Genomic DNA, 17619 nt, shown 5'->3' with positions numbered 1-17619 from the left:
CTATCCAAAAATCGCGTTCACTTTTTCCAAGGCCTGGGCCAAGGCATCTATTTCGCTGCGGGTATTGTACATGCCCAAAGAGGCACGAGCGGTGCCCACAACCCCCAAACGATGCATCAGGGGTTCGGCGCAATGATGTCCGGCCCGAACGGCAACGCCCTGTTGGTCGATGATTGTCGCAATGTCATGCGGATGTGCTTCGCCCATCACAAATGAAATCACCGCAGTTTTGTTAGGTGCCGTGCCAACCACGCGCAATCCATCAATAGAAGCCAGCCGCTGCATGGCATAGGTCAACAAGTCGTGCTCATGGGCAGCCACACGCTCAATTCCAACCCCGGTCAAATATTGAATGGACGCGCCAAGCCCGATGGCTTCGACAATAGGCGGTGTTCCGGCCTCAAATTTTGATGGCAATTCAGCCCAGGTCGATTTTTCAAAGGTAACGGACGAAATCATATCCCCGCCCCCCAGAAAGGGCGGCATGGCCTCCAACAGCGCTTCCTTGCCATACAGAACACCAATGCCTGTCGGGCCATACAGTTTGTGGCCCGTAAAGGCATAGAAATCGCAATCCAGATCCTGCATATCAACAGACATATGCATCACGGCCTGGCTGCCATCAAACAGCACTTTCGCTCCAACGGAATGGGCCATTTCCACAATTTTCTTTGCAGGCGTGATCGTACCCAAAACGTTGGACACATGGGTAACCGCCACCAGCTTCACGCTGTCATCCAGCATGTCGGCATAGGCATCCATGCGGAATTCGCCTTCATCGGTGATCGGCACGACCTTCAGCGCAACACCGGTGGCATCCCGTAACAACTGCCAGGGGACAATATTGGAATGGTGTTCCATCTCCGATATCAGAACCGTATCTCCTGCTTTCAGGATACCCCGACCATAGGAATACGCGACCAGATTAATGGCCTCGCTGGCATTCTTAGTGAAAATGATTTCCCGCTCGCTTTTGGCATTCAGAAAGCCGCGGATAATCTCTCGCGCGCCCTCATAGGCCGCCGTGGTGCGTTCCGAAAAGTCATAGGCCCCGCGATGCACATTGGCATAGCATTCCTCAAAAGACGCACGCATCGCCTCAATCATCGCCCGGGGCTTTTGCGCCGATGCGCCACTGTCCAAATAGACCAGCGGTTTACCATGGACGGTTTGGCTGAGGATCGGGAAATCCGCGCGAACAGCCTCGACATCATAGGCCAGGTCATCTGTCAGTCGGATTGCGGCGTCGTTCATACCAAATCTCCTTCCAACCGATGGGCCAGCGCGTCACGGAAGACATCCCGAATTGCCGGTCGGGCGATATGTTCTACCGCCTCAATCAGGAAAGATTGCGTCAACAAGGCACGCGCCTGAGCCTCTGGAATGCCGCGCGCACGAAGATAGAACAACTGGTCTTCATCCAGGGCGCCAACGGTTGCGCCATGGGCGCATTGCACATCATCGGCATAAATTTCCAATTCCGGCTTGGCATCGACCTCTGCCTGACCGGATAACAGCAAGGCCTTGTGTTGCTGTTGACCATCCGTCCCCTGAGCGCCTTCCCGCACCAGGACCTTGCCCTGGAAAACGCCGCGGGACCGGTCATCCAACACACCCCGGAAAAATTGTCGACTGGTGGCATTTTCTGCGACATGGGTGACAAAGGTCGTCGTATCGATCAGGGCATCGCCTGTTCCAAAATAAGCCCCGGACAAGGCAGCTTCGCCTCGTTCTCCGGCCATGGTTAAGCGTACTTCCCGCCGGGCCAGGCCCTTGCCGATCGACAGGATAAAGGAATCCAGCACCGCCCCTTTTGACACACCGATATCGGCAAGGCCGATCTGAGATGACCCCGCCTTTTCCATCAATGCGGAATACAGGCCCAGTCTGGAATTTTCACCCAGACTGACGCCCAGGCTTGGCACCGTAAATCCATTACCGCTGGCGGTCACATGGCTTTCCACAACGGTTGCCTCAGCCCCCTTGTCCAGCGTGATCGTCACTCGCGCCGCATGGGCGATGGCCGCATCGGCATCTGCCCCCCATGTGATATGATGGATATGGATGGGGGCCTCAATCACCTTGCCCGCATCAACCCGAAGGGTCAGTTCCTCCTGTGTCAGCGCGTCGCTCAACCGATCCGTAAAGCCATCACCATAGGCTTCAGAGGCCGGTCCAGCCTCCAGCGACAGGCCCATTGGCAGATGATCCAATGCGGACAGATCCCGATCCAGGAAACCGTTGACCAGAACAATATTGATCGCGCCCTCAATCTTAAGGGCCGCATCGGGTATCGCTGTCACGCCATGGCTGTCTTCCGCCAGCCAGACCGACCAGCCGAATTTATCCAGCCGTTTCAGGTCGGTATATTTCCATGCTTCCGCCTTGCGGGTAGGCAGCGCCTCCTTAGGGTCAAACCGCCCGGAGTCGCCCCGCTGGCGCAGCAGATCTTGCAGCAGGTTATCCGTCATGCCGCTTCATCCTCATAGGCTGCGTAACCGGTCTTCTCCAATTCCTGCGCAAGCTCTTTACCACCGGTCTTCACAATCCGACCAGCGGACAGAACATGCACCTTGTCCGGCACGATATAGTCCAAAAGCCGCTGATAATGAGTAATCACCAGGAACGAACGATCCGCGCTGCGCAGCGCATTGACGCCATCGGATACCAGCTTCAGGGCATCGATATCCAGCCCGCTGTCGGTTTCATCCAGGATTGCCATGCGCGGCTCCAGGATGGCCATTTGCAGCGTCTCATTGCGCTTCTTTTCCCCGCCGGAAAAGCCGACATTGACCGGCCGTTTCAGCATATCATCTGGGATATTCAACTCTTTCGCCTTTTTGCGCAGCGCCTTCACGAATTCCAACGCATCCAGTTCAGCCTCACCCAGATGCTTCCGGCGCGCATTCAGGGCGTGTTTCAGAAAGGTCGTATTGGCAACACCGGGCAGTTCTACCGGATATTGAAAGGCCAGGAACACCCCTTCACAGGCGCGCTCTTCCGGGGCCATCTCCAGCAGGTTCTTGCCCTGATAGGTGACCGATCCACCGGTCACTTCGTATCCTGGGCGACCCGCCAGAACATAAGACAGGGTCGATTTACCTGAGCCATTGGGGCCCATGATCGCGTGCACTTCACCCGGTTGAATATCCAGGTTGATCCCTTTCAGGATTTCCTTGCCACAGACAGTCGCGTTCAAATTTTCAATCTTCAACAATGACATTACCGTTCTTTCCATTCCTCAAAAGACTCACCGTCTCCCCGGACTTGATCCGGGGTCCAGAGCGCCACGCTGGCTTCCTGCATTTGGCTCTGGATTCCCGCCTGCGCGGGAATGACGTATTAACTTCTCTCGACTTATCCAACGCTGCCTTCCAGTGAAATGCCGATCAGCTTTTGTGCCTCAACGGCAAATTCCATAGGCAGGGTCTGCATCACTTCCTTACAGAAACCATTGACGATCAGCGCCACGGCCTCTTCCTCGCCGATCCCACGGGACAGACAATAAAACAGCTGATCCTCGCTGATCCGGCTGGTCGTTGCCTCATGTTCCAATTGCGCCGAGGGATTGCGGCTTTCGATATAGGGGATGGTATGCGCCCCGCATTTGTCGCCAATTAAAAGGCTGTCGCACTGGGTGAAATTCCGCGCACCACTGGCATTGGGCAAGACCCGCACCAGCCCGCGATAGGTCTGATCCGCACGCCCGGCCGAAATCCCCTTTGAGATGATACGCGACCGGGTGTTTTTGCCGATATGGATCATCTTCGTACCGGTATCGGCCTGCTGACAATTATTCGTGATCGCAACGGAATAGAATTCCCCGACCGAATTGTCGCCTTGCAGAATGCAGCTTGGATATTTCCAGGTGACCGCAGAACCGGTTTCGACCTGGGTCCAGCTGATTTTGGAATTGCGCCCGCGACAGGCACCGCGCTTGGTCACGAAATTAAAGATCCCGCCCTTGCCGTTCACATCTCCGGGATACCAGTTCTGCACCGTCGAATATTTGATTTCCGCATCGTCCAGCGTGATCAATTCCACCACGGCGGCATGCAGTTGATTTTCATCGCGCATCGGCGCGGTACACCCTTCCAGATAGCTGACATAAGATCCTTCGTCAGCAATGATCAGGGTGCGTTCAAACTGCCCGGTTTCCTGGGCGTTGATGCGGAAATAGGTGGACAATTCCATCGGGCATTTCACGCCCTTGGGGATGTACACAAAGCTGCCATCGGTAAACACAGCGGCATTCAGACAGGCATGTTTGTTATCGGAATACGGTACGACAGAGCCCAGATATTTCTTCACAAGGTCTGGATGCGTTTTCACCGCTTCTGAGATGGAACAAAAGACAATACCGTGTGATTCCAGCTCTTTGCGATAGGTCGTCGCAACCGATACGCTGTCAAAAACAGCATCCACGGCAACCCGGGGTGCACCTTCAACACCGGCCAGAACCTCTTGTTCCTTCAACGGAATGCCCAGCTTGGCATAGGTTTCCAGTAGCTTCGGGTCAACCTCATCCAGCGATTTCGGGCCGTCCTTCTTCGGGGCGGCATAGTAGTAGACATCCTGATAATCAATCTGCGGCACATCGGGCTTCTGCCAGCCGGGTTCCGGCATATCCTGCCACAGCGCAAAAGCCTTCAGCCGCCATTCCAGAAGCCATTCGGGTTCTTCCTTTTTGGCGGAAATCAGGCGCACGATGTCTTCGTTCAAGCCCTTGGGCGCGAAATCCATCTCAATATCTGTTGAGAAGCCATAGCGGTACTTTTCCGCTTCCAGGGCGCTTACGCGTTCAACTGTGTCTGTCGTAGCCATGATAAATTACCGTCCTACTGTCGCCAGCCCGGAAGCGGGCGCATCTTCAAAATGTCGGATCATGCCACTGTCACTGATCAAATCCGCCAGACTTACATTGTCCAAAGCCGACTTCACGGCCAGGTTGATGCGGTTCCACCCCCCCGCCATCGGGCACAGGCTTTCCACCGCACAATTATCATCCGACCCGTCTACACAGGCCGTCAGCGCGACCGGTCCGTCCAGGGCCGTAATAATCTCTGAAACGCTGATTTCCTGTGTGGGGCGGGACAGGACATAGCCCCCCAACGCCCCGCGTGTCGCCGCCAAAACGCCTGCTTTAGACAGGGATTTCAATATTTTGGCAACTGTTGGTGCAGGCAGCGTCGTGCGATCAGCCAATTCCGGGGCTGTGCATAACACATTGGGTTGCTGGGCCATATAGCTCAACAAAACCACACCATAATCTGTCATTCGTGACAGGCGAAACACACTGAAAACCTTTCGCTTTCTCATACTGGACTAAATAAGTCCTGTTTCTAGATGTAGCGGAAAAGGTCGTCTTTGCAAGGCCTGAAATGGGATTTGGGAAATTTATTCCGCTGCTGCGCCGGCCCCCAGGGCCTCGTGTGAGGTACCCACATCCGCAATTGCGATTTCATAGTCTTCGCTGTGCGCCAGAACGCCGGTCGGCGTGGTCAACAGGATGCCATAGGCCGCCGGTTCATCCACCGAAAGTGATACATCCATCGAATCCATATTCATCGGCATCTGGTGACAGGGACTTTTGAATATGTTGAACGGAACACCGCGATGAGACCCAGAAATCGTGCGATGCACATGGCCCGCCACAAGATGCTTCACACAATTGAAACGCCCGATTACGTCATACAGGGCCGGACCATTCTTTAACTTGATGGCATCCATGCCGGGAAACCCGATATCGTGGGGCGGATGATGCAGGAACAGCAGCACGGGTCGATCCCCGGCTTCCCTTAACTGCCCCTGCAGCCACTCCAGCCGCGCCGGACACAGATAGCCACTATACGTTTCCGGAAATTCATAGGGGGGTGCATTCAATGTGTCTAGAAAGACCAGACGCCAATCCCCAACATCCAGCACGCTTTGGACAAAGCCATTTGGGTCCACGGACACGTCAGGGAAGCAGGACAGGAATGTTTCTCGGGAATCGTGATTGCCGATCAACAGGCTGACGGGAATATGCGTCCGGTCCAACAGTTCCGCCAGGCGCAGATAAGAGTCTGCATCCCCCCGATGGGTTAAGTCGCCGGTACAGACAATACGGTCTGCATCTGGATGAATTTTGGTCGCATGGTCAATACCAGCAGCAAGACGCGCATAGGGATCCAGACCAATGATCGTCTTGCCGATGGGCAGGATGTGCAAATCCGTGAACACAATAATCTTCGACATGCCCGATCCTTAAGAAGCCTCTGTCTAAATCACACAAACAACCCTGCCAAACACACCGACATCTGGCGAGTGAAGATTGTAAGACGATGCGGACAGCAACACCAATCGGACAAAAAGAAAGGGCGGCGCCATTGGCACCGCCCCTCTTCACCGCTGCGCGGTACCGGTCTTAAGGATTACTCCCCAAGATCGGTTCGCGCGGCGTTAGGATGCGCGCAAATTCACCGCCTTCGGGCCGCGACGGTCGGCTTCGACCTCGAATTCCACGGCTTGGCCATCGCTCAGCGTGTCCATGCCGGAAGCCTGAACAGCAGTGATGTGAACGAAAACGTCCTTTTCGCCGCTATCTGGTGTGATGAAGCCGAAACCTTTGGTGGTGTTGAAAAATTTGACGGTGCCTTTGGCCATTTTCTCGTAGTCCTACTTGTTTGATTCGCTGGTCGGCCTTCCTTCATTGAAAGACCAAACCCGATATGCATTCCCGGACCGCGCTCGTGCGGAACCGGGGCGAGTCGCCCTGATTAGGATTTTTTGAGGAAGGTAGTCTCTAGCACGGTCGCAAGCGAAAGCTTAGTATCGTCTCTAAAGTCAAACATCACTCGCAAACCAGGTGCGGGGTCATCACGAGGCGGACCATGCGCCGGAACCATACGGAATGCAAGGGGAATCTTGCGTTCCTGCTGTTTGCTGCGCGGAACAGCCCGATTTTTGTAACGGTTTGCCCACACAAGCCCTGGCAGTATTAACCATAATTCCCAAACAATGACCTATTTGTCAGAATACTGACCAAATCGGATCAAATGTAAATTGGCTGTCAAAGGGGTCAGGTTTCTTCCGGCACGCGCAAGCGAATGCCATCCAGCGCATCGGTTACGCGAATTTGACAGGTCAGGCGGGATGTCTTGGTCAGACCAAACGCCAAATCCAACATGTCTTCTTCATCTTCACTGGGCGGATCAAGCTTTTCATACCAATCCTGATCTTCAACGACCATATGACAGGTTGCGCAGGCCAGGGACCCTTCACAGGCCGCCTCGATCTCAACATCATTCTCGACAGCGGTTTCCATGACCGACAGGCCAGCTTTCGCATCAACAATGGTCTCGCTGCCGTCGCGGTGAATAAAGGTGATTTTTGGCATCCCGGTTTCCTTACGCCTGACTATTCTTCGCTAACGCGGTTATTTGGGATAAAGCCCCGGTGAAGTCAATCGCCTAACTCAGGCCGGGCTATTTCTTGCTTACAGCCGCCAACAGCATTTCAGCCGCAGCCGCGATGTCATTCTCTGTGGTAAACCGGCCCAGTCCGATACGCAGGCCTGCTGCAACCTTGGCCGGATCGTGGCCCAGCGCCTGCAGAACATGACTGGCGGCCTGCGCCCCGGAAGAACAGGCTGAGCCACTGGAAACCGACAATCCATCCAATGCAGCCAGCAATTCACTGCTCTCCACCCCCGGCACGGTGATGTTCAGATTGCCCGGAAGGCGTTGATCCATATCCCCATTCAAACTTAAATCCGCATCAGACTGTTGCAGCAGGTCCCACAACCGGTTGCGCATCCGGGTCAGTCTTTCAGCCTCCTGCCCCATTTCGGATTTGGCGATATCTGCCGCCGCGCCCAACCCAATGCAAAGGGGAACGGGCAAGGTGCCGGACCGCAAGCCCCGTTCCTGGCCCCCACCATCCATCAACGGGTCCAGTTCCACCTTCGGTTTGCGGCCCCGTACATACAGCGCGCCAACTCCCTTGGGTCCATAGATCTTATGGCCGGAAATACTCATCATGTCGATGCAGATAGCATCAACATCCAGCGGGTACTTCCCGAAAGCCTGTGCCGCATCGGTATGAAACCACGCGCCGCACTCCCGCACCATCGCACCGATATCGGCCAGGGGTTGGATCACCCCGATCTCATTATTCGCCGCCATGACAGATACAATCGCAACCCGGTCATCCAGCGCCTCTTTCAGGGTCGAAAGATCCAGCAATCCATTCTTCTGAATAGGTAAAATCTTAACGTTAAAGCCTTCCCGGCTTAACCGTGCGGTGCTTTCAAGGACGCATTTATGCTCACTGGCCAGCGTGATTACCGTGTCGCGACCGTCCGCCTGCCGTCGATGCCGGGCTGCGCCCTTAATCGCAAGATTGTTGGATTCTGTCGCACCGGACGTGAAAATGATGTCCCTTGGCTTTGCCCCGATCAGGGCTGCTACCTGCCCGCGCGCCGTCTCCACGGCGGCTTCCGCCTCCCAACCATGTCGATGATCTGCAGAATGAGGATTCCCAAAAATATCGCTGAAATAGGGCATCATACGATCCACGACACGGGGATCACACGGCGTTGTCGCCTGATAATCCAGATAGATCGGGCGATTTGGTCGATTGACAGTCATTATACGATCCTATCCCGCCACCTGGCCTGCATGGGGGGGGTCCTTCGGCAGCAACCGTTCCGCCATCGCAAGATAAGCGTTCACAAAAGCGTCTATATCATCTCCCGTGGTGCGCCATCCCAGACTGATCCGGATCGCTGACCCGGCGATATCGGCAGGTAATCCCATTGCCGTCAGGACAGGACTGCTTTTCACCTTACCAGAAGAGCAGGCCGATCCGGCGCTGACACAGAACCCCGCCAGATCCAGGCTAATGACTTGCTTTTCAGCGGGCGCGCCAGGCAACGACAGGCAAGATGTATTTGCAACACGTGGAAGACCAGCCCCAATGATCCGAAGCCCCGCACAATTCTGTGCAAGCCGATGTTCCATGTGGTCCCGCAGTCCTGAAAGGCGCTTTTGTTCCGGTGCCATATGATCCAGAACCCATTCTGCCGCCGCCCCGAAACCAGCGATGCCGGCGACATTTTCTGTGCCGCCCCGTCGCCCCTTTTCCTGACCACCGCCCTTTGTCTGCGCGGTAAGGGCAAGACCTTCATTAAAAACCAACGCCCCCACGCCGGTTGGCCCACCAATCTTATGGGCGCTGAGGCTGAGTGCTGCGAGGCCAAGGGCGCGTATGTCAAAAGGAAGCCGCCCGGCGGCCTGAACCGCATCAACATGCAACAGCGCCCCTGCCGCCTTCACAATTTCTGCGATTTCTTCAATCGGTTGGATCAGCCCCGTTTCATTGTTAACCGCCATAACCGATACCAGATCCCCATCGCACACAGACTGTCGCAAGGCGTTCAAATCTATCACGCCCTGCCCTGTGGCAGGTAAAACCACGGCGTCGGGGACGGCGTTTAGTACGCTGTCATGTTCTATTGATGAGACCAGAACGCGGTGACGGGGAAGCCCCCGCAGGGCCAGGACATTTGCCTCACTGGCGCCAGACGTAAACACAACCGCGCCTGGGCGCGCCCCAACCAGGGCTGCAACCTGACGCCGCGCCTTTTCTATCAGGGCCCGTGCGGCCCGCCCCGCGCCATGTATGGATGACGGATTACCGCCAACAGCGATGGCGTTCCCGACGGCATCGGCTGCAACCGGTAAAACCGGGCTGGTGGCATTATAATCCAGATATATTTGCTGAGTTTGCATAAGGCATTTTTCGCATGCCTTTGACCTTAAGAAAAGGATGCTGACGACAGATCAACCAGCCCTGCTTTAGCGGCTATGCCCAACCATTGACTGGGGCCGTTGCTCTGGACTGAGGATATGCCCCTCGCAGACATCTTCCAGGCTGACCGATGACAGCGCCGCATCCATTTGAATCGTCAACATTTCCCATAAGGCATGGGTCGCACATCGTTGATTTCCAGGCATGCACTGATGCGGTGAACTGGGGGAACAGCGAACCGGGCGCGCGGAATCATCCACGGATTTTATGATGGTGGATATCAGAATAGTCGAGGCAGGAGCCGCCAACATATAGCCGCCGCCCGGCCCCCGCACACTTTTCACGACACCACCCTTTTTCAGCTTCGCGAAAAGCTGTTCCAGATAGGATAAAGAAATGTCCTGGCGCTCCGCTATATCTGCAAGTGGCACTGGTTGACCGGCGCTCATGCTGGTCAAATCCACAATAGCCATTACGGCATAGCGCCCTTTTGTCGATATCTTCACACCAAACCTCCAAACCCTGATTTTTGTAAAAACCAACAGGGCTGATCCCATGACAAGGGAGGCGCGACATCTGCACAGCACACAACAGTGCACGCCATACCCGTAAGTCTGTAAGCACTGTTAAACAAATATACGTTTGGGATACCCCTCGTAGATCAATACGAGGGGAGATTAAGGCTGGATCACATCAGTAACATTATTGTCGAAAATCTCATTTTTTCGCGGAACGCGCAGAATCATCTGGGGCATCATCAGCGCCAAAAGAAAAATTCGGGCGCTGTTCTGCATCCGTCAAACGACTTTCCAGATCACCAACCTGTGCTTTCAGCACATCCACTTGCGCCATCAAGGCTTCTATGGCGCGGGCGGCGGGATCTGGCAAATCTCCCAGCGGTGTCCCATAGGGCGCAAAGCTGGAATCCGCGCGATTGGCCTGGCCAGCAATAGGCTTTGCTGGAATACCGACCATGGTTGCCATTTCCGCAACATTCTTGATCACAACAGCATTTGCCCCGATACGGGCACAGCGGCCCACCGTGATTGGACCCAGAATTTGAGCACCGGACCCGACAATCACATTGTCACCCAGTGTAGGGTGACGCTTCTGGCAGCGCTGACCGTCCGAATTTTCAGACGGGGAAACACCGCCCAATGTCACATCATGGTATAGGGTAACATTGTTGCCTATTTCCGCTGTCTCCCCGATCACAACGCCCATACCGTGGTCGATGAAGAAGCCGTGACCAATCTTTGCCCCGGGATGGATTTCAATACCGGTGAACAACCGGGCGACCTGGGATACGAAACGGGCGAAGAAAAACCACTGGCGCTGATACAACCAATGGGCCACGCGATACAGGATGATGGCGTGAAATGCCGGATACAACAGCGCAACTTCCAACCGCGACCGGGCGGCCGGATCACGGGAAATCATTGCATCAATATCGGACTTCAAAGTTTTAAACATCGCATCACCCGCTTGGTTAGGGTATTCATTCATCCCGCCGAAAAAGCCTAAGGCCGCCTGTTTCCGCCGGAATGAAACCATAAAGTCGCTCTTTAAAGACACGACTTCACGCCTTAGATATACTGCCTGTTTCGTCAGCGTCAAGCGACGCCCAGAACACAACACCGCGATAACGCTTGTATCTCAAGGTCTTGACGTTTACAGCCAATGGCTTGGTAACAACAGTTTTTCCATCCTCTCACTTCTACCGGGGATTCTTTATGCCTGAAGTTACAATTAACGGTCCAGAAGGTCGCCTTGAAGGGCGTTACACCCACGGAACCGACAGCAATGCGCCCATCGCCCTGTTCCTGCACCCGCACCCACAGCATGGCGGCACGATGAACAATCGTATCGTCTATGAAATGTATCATACTTTTGCCAAGCGCGGGTTTTCGTGTTTGCGCTTCAATTTTCGGGGGGTTGGGCGATCGCAAGGCGTGTTCTCCCGGGGCGAAGGCGAGTTGTCCGATGCAGCGACGGCATTAGACTGGCTGCAGACCTATAATGAAAACGCTCGCGATTGCTGGATTGCCGGATTTTCCTTCGGGGCTTGGATTGCGATGCAATTGCTGATGCGCCGACCGGAAATCAATGGGTTCATTTCCATCGCGCCGCCTGCCAATCAATATGACTTCACCTTCCTGGCACCCTGCCCCTCTTCCGGGTTGATTTTGCAGGGTGATGACGATGACATCGTCCCCCATGAAACGGTTGGCAAGCTGGTGGACAAGTTGCGGGCGCAAAAGGGCATCACGATCGATTACGAAGTCATGCCCGACACGAATCATTTCTTCACCGGTAAAGTCGATGATCTGAAGGACAGCGTCAGCACCTATCTGGATAAACGCCTCAGCAACGGCCCTTTCTAAGGTTTTGACACGAAGCGACCCCCCGTCAAAGGGGCTTTAACGCCAGTTGTCATTGGGAAACTGATCGGCAGCCCCTGGCGGCTGCGTACGGCCATATAGGCGAAAGCCTGTGCCTCCAGCACATCCCCGTTCCAGCCAACGGCCTCAACAGATTGCACGGGCAGGTTCAGGTGGTCAGCCATGCCTGTCATAAAGGTTGGATTATGACGCCCCCCGCCGGTGACCAGGATTCGAACCGGCCGGACCGGCAGCAACTCGATACCTCTAGCCACGCTTTCAATTGTAAAGGCAGCCAGGGTCGCTGCACCATCCTGAAGAGACAAATCCGCCACAGGGCCGGGGTCAAACGCATTGCGGTCCAGCGATTTCGGGTAAGGCTGATCAAAATAGGGATTGCCCATCAACTGATCCAGCGCACCAGCATTCACCGATCCTGAACCGGATATCCGGCCATTTTCATCCATGTGGCCCGCACCATTTCGACTGATCCAATCATCCAACAAGGCGCTGGCAGGACCAGTATCAAAAGCAATGGGATCGCTGTCGGGGCCTTCAAGGAAGGTGATATTGCCGACACCACCCAGATTCAGGATTGCCACAGGCATTTCCAGGGATTTTGCAAGGGCGCGATGATAGACCGGTGCTAAAGGGGCCCCCTGTCCGCCTGCCGCCACATCCGTGCGCCGAAAATCATAGACTGTATCGATCCCCACAGCCTTTGCCAGCCGCCCCCCCAGCCCCAATTGCCAGGTCCATCCCAGATCAATGCGATGATTGATGGTCTGACCGTGGAACCCAATCACATCAATGCAAGGGGCCGATAGCCCGGCCTGATCCAGCAAACGGGTTACTGCAACAGCATGCAGGTCGGTCAATTCCCGCTCTAGGATATCAATTGCGGCATTGCGTTCCACTGCACCCAGAACCGACCGCAAGCGCGATCGAAATGCCGGGTCATAGGGCAGCGTCAAATACGGACCAAAGGACTGAACTCTATCCCCGTCGGTTTCAATCAACGCCGCATCAATACCGTCCAGGCTGGTGCCGCTCATCAATCCAATAGCGCGACTGTTTTTTGTCAATTTTAGGTTCCTCCCCAACCCGGTTTAAAGCAGCTTGGTTGCCGGGCCGTGACCGACATGCTATCTCGCGCTTCCTATTTTCTACAAACAGCAGTTTGCACATTATGACACAAATACGCTCGGAATTCCTGAAAGCCGTCCGTGACCGGGGCTTTTTGCATCAATGCACGGATATGGACGCCTTGGATGCGCGTGCCATGGAAGGACCAGTTCCCGCCTATATCGGTTTCGATGCGACGGCTGATTCGCTGCATGCTGGGTCTCTGGTGCCAATCATGCTGCTGCGTCTGCTGCAACAGACCGGCCATAAACCCATCGTCTTGATGGGCGGCGGTACGACCAAGGTTGGCGACCCCAGCGGCAAGGACGAAGCACGTAAGATGCTGACCGATGCCGATATCGACCGCAACATTGCTAGCATCAAACAAATTTTCCAGAAATTCCTGACCTTCGGGGACGGTCCTACTGATGCTGTGATGGTCAACAATGACGAGTGGTTATCTGGAATCAACTATATCGATTTTCTGCGTGATTATGGTCGGCATTTCTCTGTCAATCGCATGCTGAAATTCGACAGTGTCGCGCTGCGCCTGGAGCGAGAACAGCCGCTGAGCTTCCTGGAATTCAACTATATGATTTTGCAAGCCTACGACTTTGTGGAGTTAAATCGGCGTCACAAGGTCTGTCTGCAAATGGGGGGATCGGACCAGTGGGGCAATATCGTCAATGGGGTCGAATTGGGGCGTCGCACCGATGACAGTTCGCTTTTTGGCCTAACGGTTCCACTGCTAACGACATCTTCTGGCGCAAAGATGGGCAAAACAGCCTCTGGTGCTGTCTGGCTAAATGCGGATCGGTTGAGCCCTTATGACTATTGGCAATACTGGCGCAATACTGAGGATGCTGATGTCGGGCGCTTCCTGAAACTGTTCACGGATCTGCCGCTGGACGAAATTGCACGTCTGGAAGCCCTGGATGGCGCAGAAATCAATGCCGCGAAAATTGTGCTGGCCAATGAGGCAACGCGCCTGTGCCATGGTGATGATGCCGCCCGGGCCGCGCAGGAAACCGCCCATAAGACCTTTACCCAGGGCACGATTGGTGATGACCTTCCAACCATCGATGTGACCGCTGCGGAAATAGAGGCAGGCATCGGGGTTCTGGAAGCCCTGACACGTGCGGGTCTGACACAAAGCAACGGGGATGCCCGACGCCAAATCAAAGGCGGCGCGGTGCGCATCAATGACGAAAAAGTGGACGATGATCGCCGCGTTCTGGGGTCGCTGGATGTTTCAGAGGGCGTGATAAAACTGTCTTTGGGCAAAAAGAAACATGCCCTGATCAGGGTTGCCTGATCAGGATTTGCCGCAGCGTTGACGTCAGGAAACGGGGGCCAATGCGGCGGCGATGGCCTGATCGGCGATCTGTCGCAGGGCGCGGGCATCCGGATTCACTTTCGAGATAACCTGCAGGCCCTGTATCGCGGCCAAAAGCAGCCGAGCGCGGGCGCGGGCATCAGCCTGTGCCGGCACCTCCCCCGTTTGCTGGCCCCATCGCAACAATCGATCAAACGCGTTTTCGACACCGGCCAGTGCTATGCGTGTCTGGGCCAAGATATCGGCATCCTGACTGCCGAACTCCGCCACTGTATTGGTTATAAAACAGCCCCGGTTTCGCCCATCTGACATCAAGTCCAGGACCTGATCGATATAGGCCTGTAAGGCGGCTCGCACCCCACCCTTGCGGGTCGAGGGATCCAATTCAATGATCGGCCCTGTTTGGACATAAAGCTGAAGCGCTTTCAGAAACAGGTCCCGTTTGTCCCCGAACGCGCCATACAAGCTGGCGCGGTTGATCCCCGTACACGCGACCAGATCCTCAATGGACGTTGCCTCAAATCCCCGTGCCCAAAAGGCATGCATCGCCCTGTCCAAAACACTATCAGGATCAAAGGATCGCAACCGGCCCATGCATTATTCTCCTTTTCTTTACCAAAAACAGCTTATCAGCATTTACTGGAATGATCATTCAATAATTATGGGAATTTTGGTGTTTGTCCGGACCGTCTGGCATTGCTAAACCTAATTTAAGACAGGAAGGAACAGGCAATGACAGAATTTACAGGCACATCGGTACATCGGGTTGAAGATCAGCGACTGCTGACCGGCTTGGGGCAGTTTGTTGAGGATATTCAACTGCCAGATACTGCCCATGCCGTAGTCCTTCGTTCCCCCATTGCGCATGGTCGGATCACCAGCCTGGATATCAGTGACGCAATGGACATGCCGGGCGTTCTGGCGATCTATACGGGGGCTGATCTGGAACGGTTGGGGTGTCACCCCATGCCCTGTGTAACCGCCCATCCCAGCAGCGATGGCACCCCGTTCCAGGCACCAAACCGGCCCCTTCTGGCACAAGACACGGTGCGGTTTGCAGGCGATCCCGTCGCCTTTATTGTCGCCGAGTCAGAAGCCATGGCGATTGAGGCGATGGAACTGATTATGGTCGATTATGAAGAAGAAGATGCCATCACAGAACCGACCCAATCACAGGATATCGCCTGCATCTGGGAGGAAGGCGACAAAGCGGCTGTAGATCAGGCGTTCGCTGGGGCCTCACGGGTTGTGGAAATCACCCAGCGCAGCGACCGTATTGCCGTTAGCCCGATTGAAACCCGCTCTGCCCTTGGCACGTTTCAGGACGGCCAGTACACATTGCATACCCAAAGCCAGGGTGTGCATTTCATGCGCGACATGATGGCAAAGACGATTGGCGCGGACCCGGCCACGATCCGCGTGATCACCGCCGATGTAGGGGGAAGCTTTGGCATCAAGATTACAAATTATCCCGAGCAGAGTCTGGTTCTGGTGGCCGCCAAAGACCTAGGTCGTCCAATACGTTGGGTTTCCAGCCGCTCTGAAGCCTTCCTGACCGATGCCTATGGGCGTGGCCAGGCCAGCACAGCAAAACTCGCCCTGGACAGCGAGGGCGGTATTCTCGCCCTCTCCGTCGACTCCATTGGGGATATGGGGGCCTATGCCTCTGCGCTTGGGATCAGTGTCCTGACAAAAGGGTTCGGGAAGACGCTGGGCCATGTCTATGACATTCCCATGCTGCATTACCGGGTGAAGGCGGTCTATACTAATGCCGCCCCGACGGATGCCTATCGGGGGGCCGGTAAGCCCGAAGCGCAGTATCTGGTGGAACGCCTTATCGACAAGGCCGCGACTGAAACCGGGCTGGGAGCCATTGCCTTTCGCCAGAAAAACCTGATCCCGCCCAGCAAAATGCCCTACACAGCCGCCAACGGCTTCCCCTATGACTCCGCGCATTTTGAACAGGCCATGATGGCGGGGGTAAAGGCTGCGGATTGGGTTGGCTTTCCAGCACGCCGTGCGGCCTCCGAAGCAAAGGGTCTGAAACGGGGCATCGGTATTGGTGTCTATCTGCATCTGACTGGTGGAAGCCCTAAGGAAAAGAGCGAAGTTCTGTTGCAACAAGACGGATCAATCCTGATCCTGACCGGCGTCCAGGCATCAGGTCAGGGGCACCAAACCGCCTTCGCCCAAATGGTCGCCGACCGGCTGCAAATCCCGATGGAGCGCATTGATGTCGTCGAAGGCGACACCGCACAGGTCAAGACCGGTGGCGGGACTGGCGGGTCGTCGTCTCTGCCCATCGCCGGGGTCACGATCCTGAAGGCGACGGACGCCCTGATTGATCTGGCAAAGGCACAGGCAGCCGAGCAATTGGAAACGGCCATCGGGGATATTGAATATGGCAATGGGGGCTTCACCGTGATCGGGACCGACAAGCGCATCAGCTTGATCGAACTGGCAGTTGCCCAACCGACTGAGGGCGAAAAACTGTGTGGCATGGCCGACAGCGATCATGAAACCCAGACCGTGCCCCATGGTGCCTATATCGCAGAGGTTGAAGTGGACCCCGAGACGGGACATGTCGCATTGGTAGCGCTAACCGCTGCAGATGATCTGGGCCGCCGCGTTAATCCAATGATCGCAGAAGGCCAAATTCATGGCGGTCTGGCCCAGGCAATCGGTCAGGCGATGTTTGAACGCACCATCTTTGATCCCGATACCGGGCAATTGCTCAGCGGCTCCTTCATGGACTATCAGCTGCCCCGCGCCGGGGACCTGCCCAATTTTGATTTACATGATGTCGATATTCCAACGGATAATAATGTCCTGGGGATGAAAGGCGTTGGGGAAAATGCCTCCATCGGTGGCCCCGCCGCCGTCATCAATGCCATTGCAGACGCTCTGGGCACACAGGATATCGATATGCCCATGACCCCGGAACGGGTCTGGCGTGCGCTGTCGCGTTAAGTGATATTTCGTTAA

Annotated in this window: 17 protein-coding genes; 3 read left to right on the top strand and 14 right to left on the bottom strand. The window is 55.3% G+C overall.

Going from position 1 to position 17619, the window contains the following annotated elements; genetic code table 11:
- The 12 genes from ACOSDR_RS01415 to epsC form a co-directional block, all read right to left on the bottom strand.
- Window positions 1-1254 carry an aminotransferase class V-fold PLP-dependent enzyme gene (locus ACOSDR_RS01415; RefSeq protein ID WP_420723040.1) on the bottom strand — a complete coding sequence of 418 codons (1254 nt, stop codon included), beginning with the start codon at window positions 1252-1254 and terminating at the stop codon, window positions 1-3.
- Window positions 1251-2471, bottom strand: a complete 1221-nt coding sequence (gene sufD / locus ACOSDR_RS01410; RefSeq protein WP_420723039.1) for a Fe-S cluster assembly protein SufD — start codon at window positions 2469-2471, stop codon at window positions 1251-1253. Before sufD ends, ACOSDR_RS01415 begins: the two co-directional genes overlap by 4 nt.
- Entirely contained in the window at window positions 2468-3223 is a 756-nt protein-coding gene (gene sufC, locus ACOSDR_RS01405; RefSeq protein WP_420730182.1) for a Fe-S cluster assembly ATPase SufC, read from the bottom strand. Before sufC ends, sufD begins: the two co-directional genes overlap by 4 nt.
- 134 nt (window positions 3224-3357) lie before the next feature.
- Complete coding sequence (sufB, locus tag ACOSDR_RS01400) at window positions 3358-4824, bottom strand: Fe-S cluster assembly protein SufB (protein ID WP_420730181.1); 1467 nt, start codon at window positions 4822-4824, stop codon at window positions 3358-3360.
- A gap of 6 nt (window positions 4825-4830) precedes the next feature.
- Window positions 4831-5319 carry an SUF system Fe-S cluster assembly regulator gene (locus tag ACOSDR_RS01395; protein WP_420723036.1) on the bottom strand — a complete coding sequence of 163 codons (489 nt, stop codon included), beginning with the start codon at window positions 5317-5319 and terminating at the stop codon, window positions 4831-4833.
- Window positions 5320-5397: 78 nt separating this feature from the next.
- Window positions 5398-6237 carry a phosphodiesterase gene (locus ACOSDR_RS01390; RefSeq protein ID WP_420730179.1) on the bottom strand — a complete coding sequence of 280 codons (840 nt, stop codon included), beginning with the start codon at window positions 6235-6237 and terminating at the stop codon, window positions 5398-5400.
- 204 nt (window positions 6238-6441) lie between these two features.
- Window positions 6442-6645 carry a cold-shock protein gene (locus ACOSDR_RS01385; protein ID WP_420723034.1) on the bottom strand — a complete coding sequence of 68 codons (204 nt, stop codon included), beginning with the start codon at window positions 6643-6645 and terminating at the stop codon, window positions 6442-6444.
- Window positions 6646-7060: 415 nt separating this feature from the next.
- Window positions 7061-7378 carry a ferredoxin family 2Fe-2S iron-sulfur cluster binding protein gene (locus ACOSDR_RS01380; RefSeq protein ID WP_420723033.1) on the bottom strand — a complete coding sequence of 106 codons (318 nt, stop codon included), beginning with the start codon at window positions 7376-7378 and terminating at the stop codon, window positions 7061-7063.
- An 88-nt stretch (window positions 7379-7466) separates the two neighbouring features.
- Window positions 7467-8630, bottom strand: a complete 1164-nt coding sequence (locus ACOSDR_RS01375) for a cysteine desulfurase family protein (RefSeq protein WP_420730178.1) — start codon at window positions 8628-8630, stop codon at window positions 7467-7469.
- 9 nt (window positions 8631-8639) lie between these two features.
- Window positions 8640-9773, bottom strand: a complete 1134-nt coding sequence (locus ACOSDR_RS01370) for a cysteine desulfurase family protein (protein WP_420730177.1) — start codon at window positions 9771-9773, stop codon at window positions 8640-8642.
- Between the two features lie 66 nt (window positions 9774-9839).
- Window positions 9840-10298 (bottom strand): Rrf2 family transcriptional regulator, encoded by a 459-nt coding sequence (locus tag ACOSDR_RS01365; RefSeq protein ID WP_420723030.1) that lies wholly within the window; start codon window positions 10296-10298, stop codon window positions 9840-9842.
- Window positions 10299-10509: 211 nt separating this feature from the next.
- Complete coding sequence (gene epsC, locus ACOSDR_RS01360; protein ID WP_420723128.1) at window positions 10510-11265, bottom strand: serine O-acetyltransferase EpsC; 756 nt, start codon at window positions 11263-11265, stop codon at window positions 10510-10512.
- A 260-nt stretch (window positions 11266-11525) separates the two neighbouring features.
- Between epsC and ACOSDR_RS01355 the strand changes: the two genes are divergently transcribed.
- On the top strand, window positions 11526-12176 hold the full coding sequence (locus tag ACOSDR_RS01355; protein WP_420723029.1) for an alpha/beta hydrolase: 651 nt from the start codon (window positions 11526-11528) through the stop codon (window positions 12174-12176).
- On the opposite strand, the gene ACOSDR_RS01350 is transcribed toward ACOSDR_RS01355, so the two are convergent.
- Complete coding sequence (locus ACOSDR_RS01350) at window positions 12173-13258, bottom strand: anhydro-N-acetylmuramic acid kinase (protein ID WP_420730176.1); 1086 nt, start codon at window positions 13256-13258, stop codon at window positions 12173-12175. The two genes, ACOSDR_RS01355 and ACOSDR_RS01350, sit on opposite strands and share 4 nt — an antisense overlap.
- A 104-nt stretch (window positions 13259-13362) precedes the next feature.
- Between ACOSDR_RS01350 and tyrS the strand changes: the two genes are divergently transcribed.
- Window positions 13363-14613, top strand: a complete 1251-nt coding sequence (gene tyrS / locus ACOSDR_RS01345; protein WP_420730174.1) for a tyrosine--tRNA ligase — start codon at window positions 13363-13365, stop codon at window positions 14611-14613.
- 24 nt (window positions 14614-14637) lie between these two features.
- Here tyrS and ACOSDR_RS01340 read toward each other — a convergent pair whose 3' ends face one another.
- Window positions 14638-15228, bottom strand: a complete 591-nt coding sequence (locus ACOSDR_RS01340; RefSeq protein ID WP_420730173.1) for a TetR/AcrR family transcriptional regulator — start codon at window positions 15226-15228, stop codon at window positions 14638-14640.
- A 138-nt stretch (window positions 15229-15366) separates the two neighbouring features.
- Between ACOSDR_RS01340 and ACOSDR_RS01335 the strand changes: the two genes are divergently transcribed.
- A complete protein-coding gene (locus ACOSDR_RS01335; protein ID WP_420730171.1) occupies window positions 15367-17604 on the top strand; it encodes a xanthine dehydrogenase family protein molybdopterin-binding subunit in 2238 nt (745 codons plus the stop codon).
- The last annotated feature ends 15 nt before the right edge of the window (window positions 17605-17619 follow it).

Origin of the sequence: Hwanghaeella sp. 1Z406 (genome assembly GCF_048892425.1) — a bacterium.
Lineage (GTDB): Bacteria > Pseudomonadota > Alphaproteobacteria > UBA8366 > Aestuariispiraceae > Pacificispira.
The sequence above is the reverse complement of the archived record's forward strand: the minus strand, read 5'-3'. Positions and strand labels throughout refer to the sequence as shown.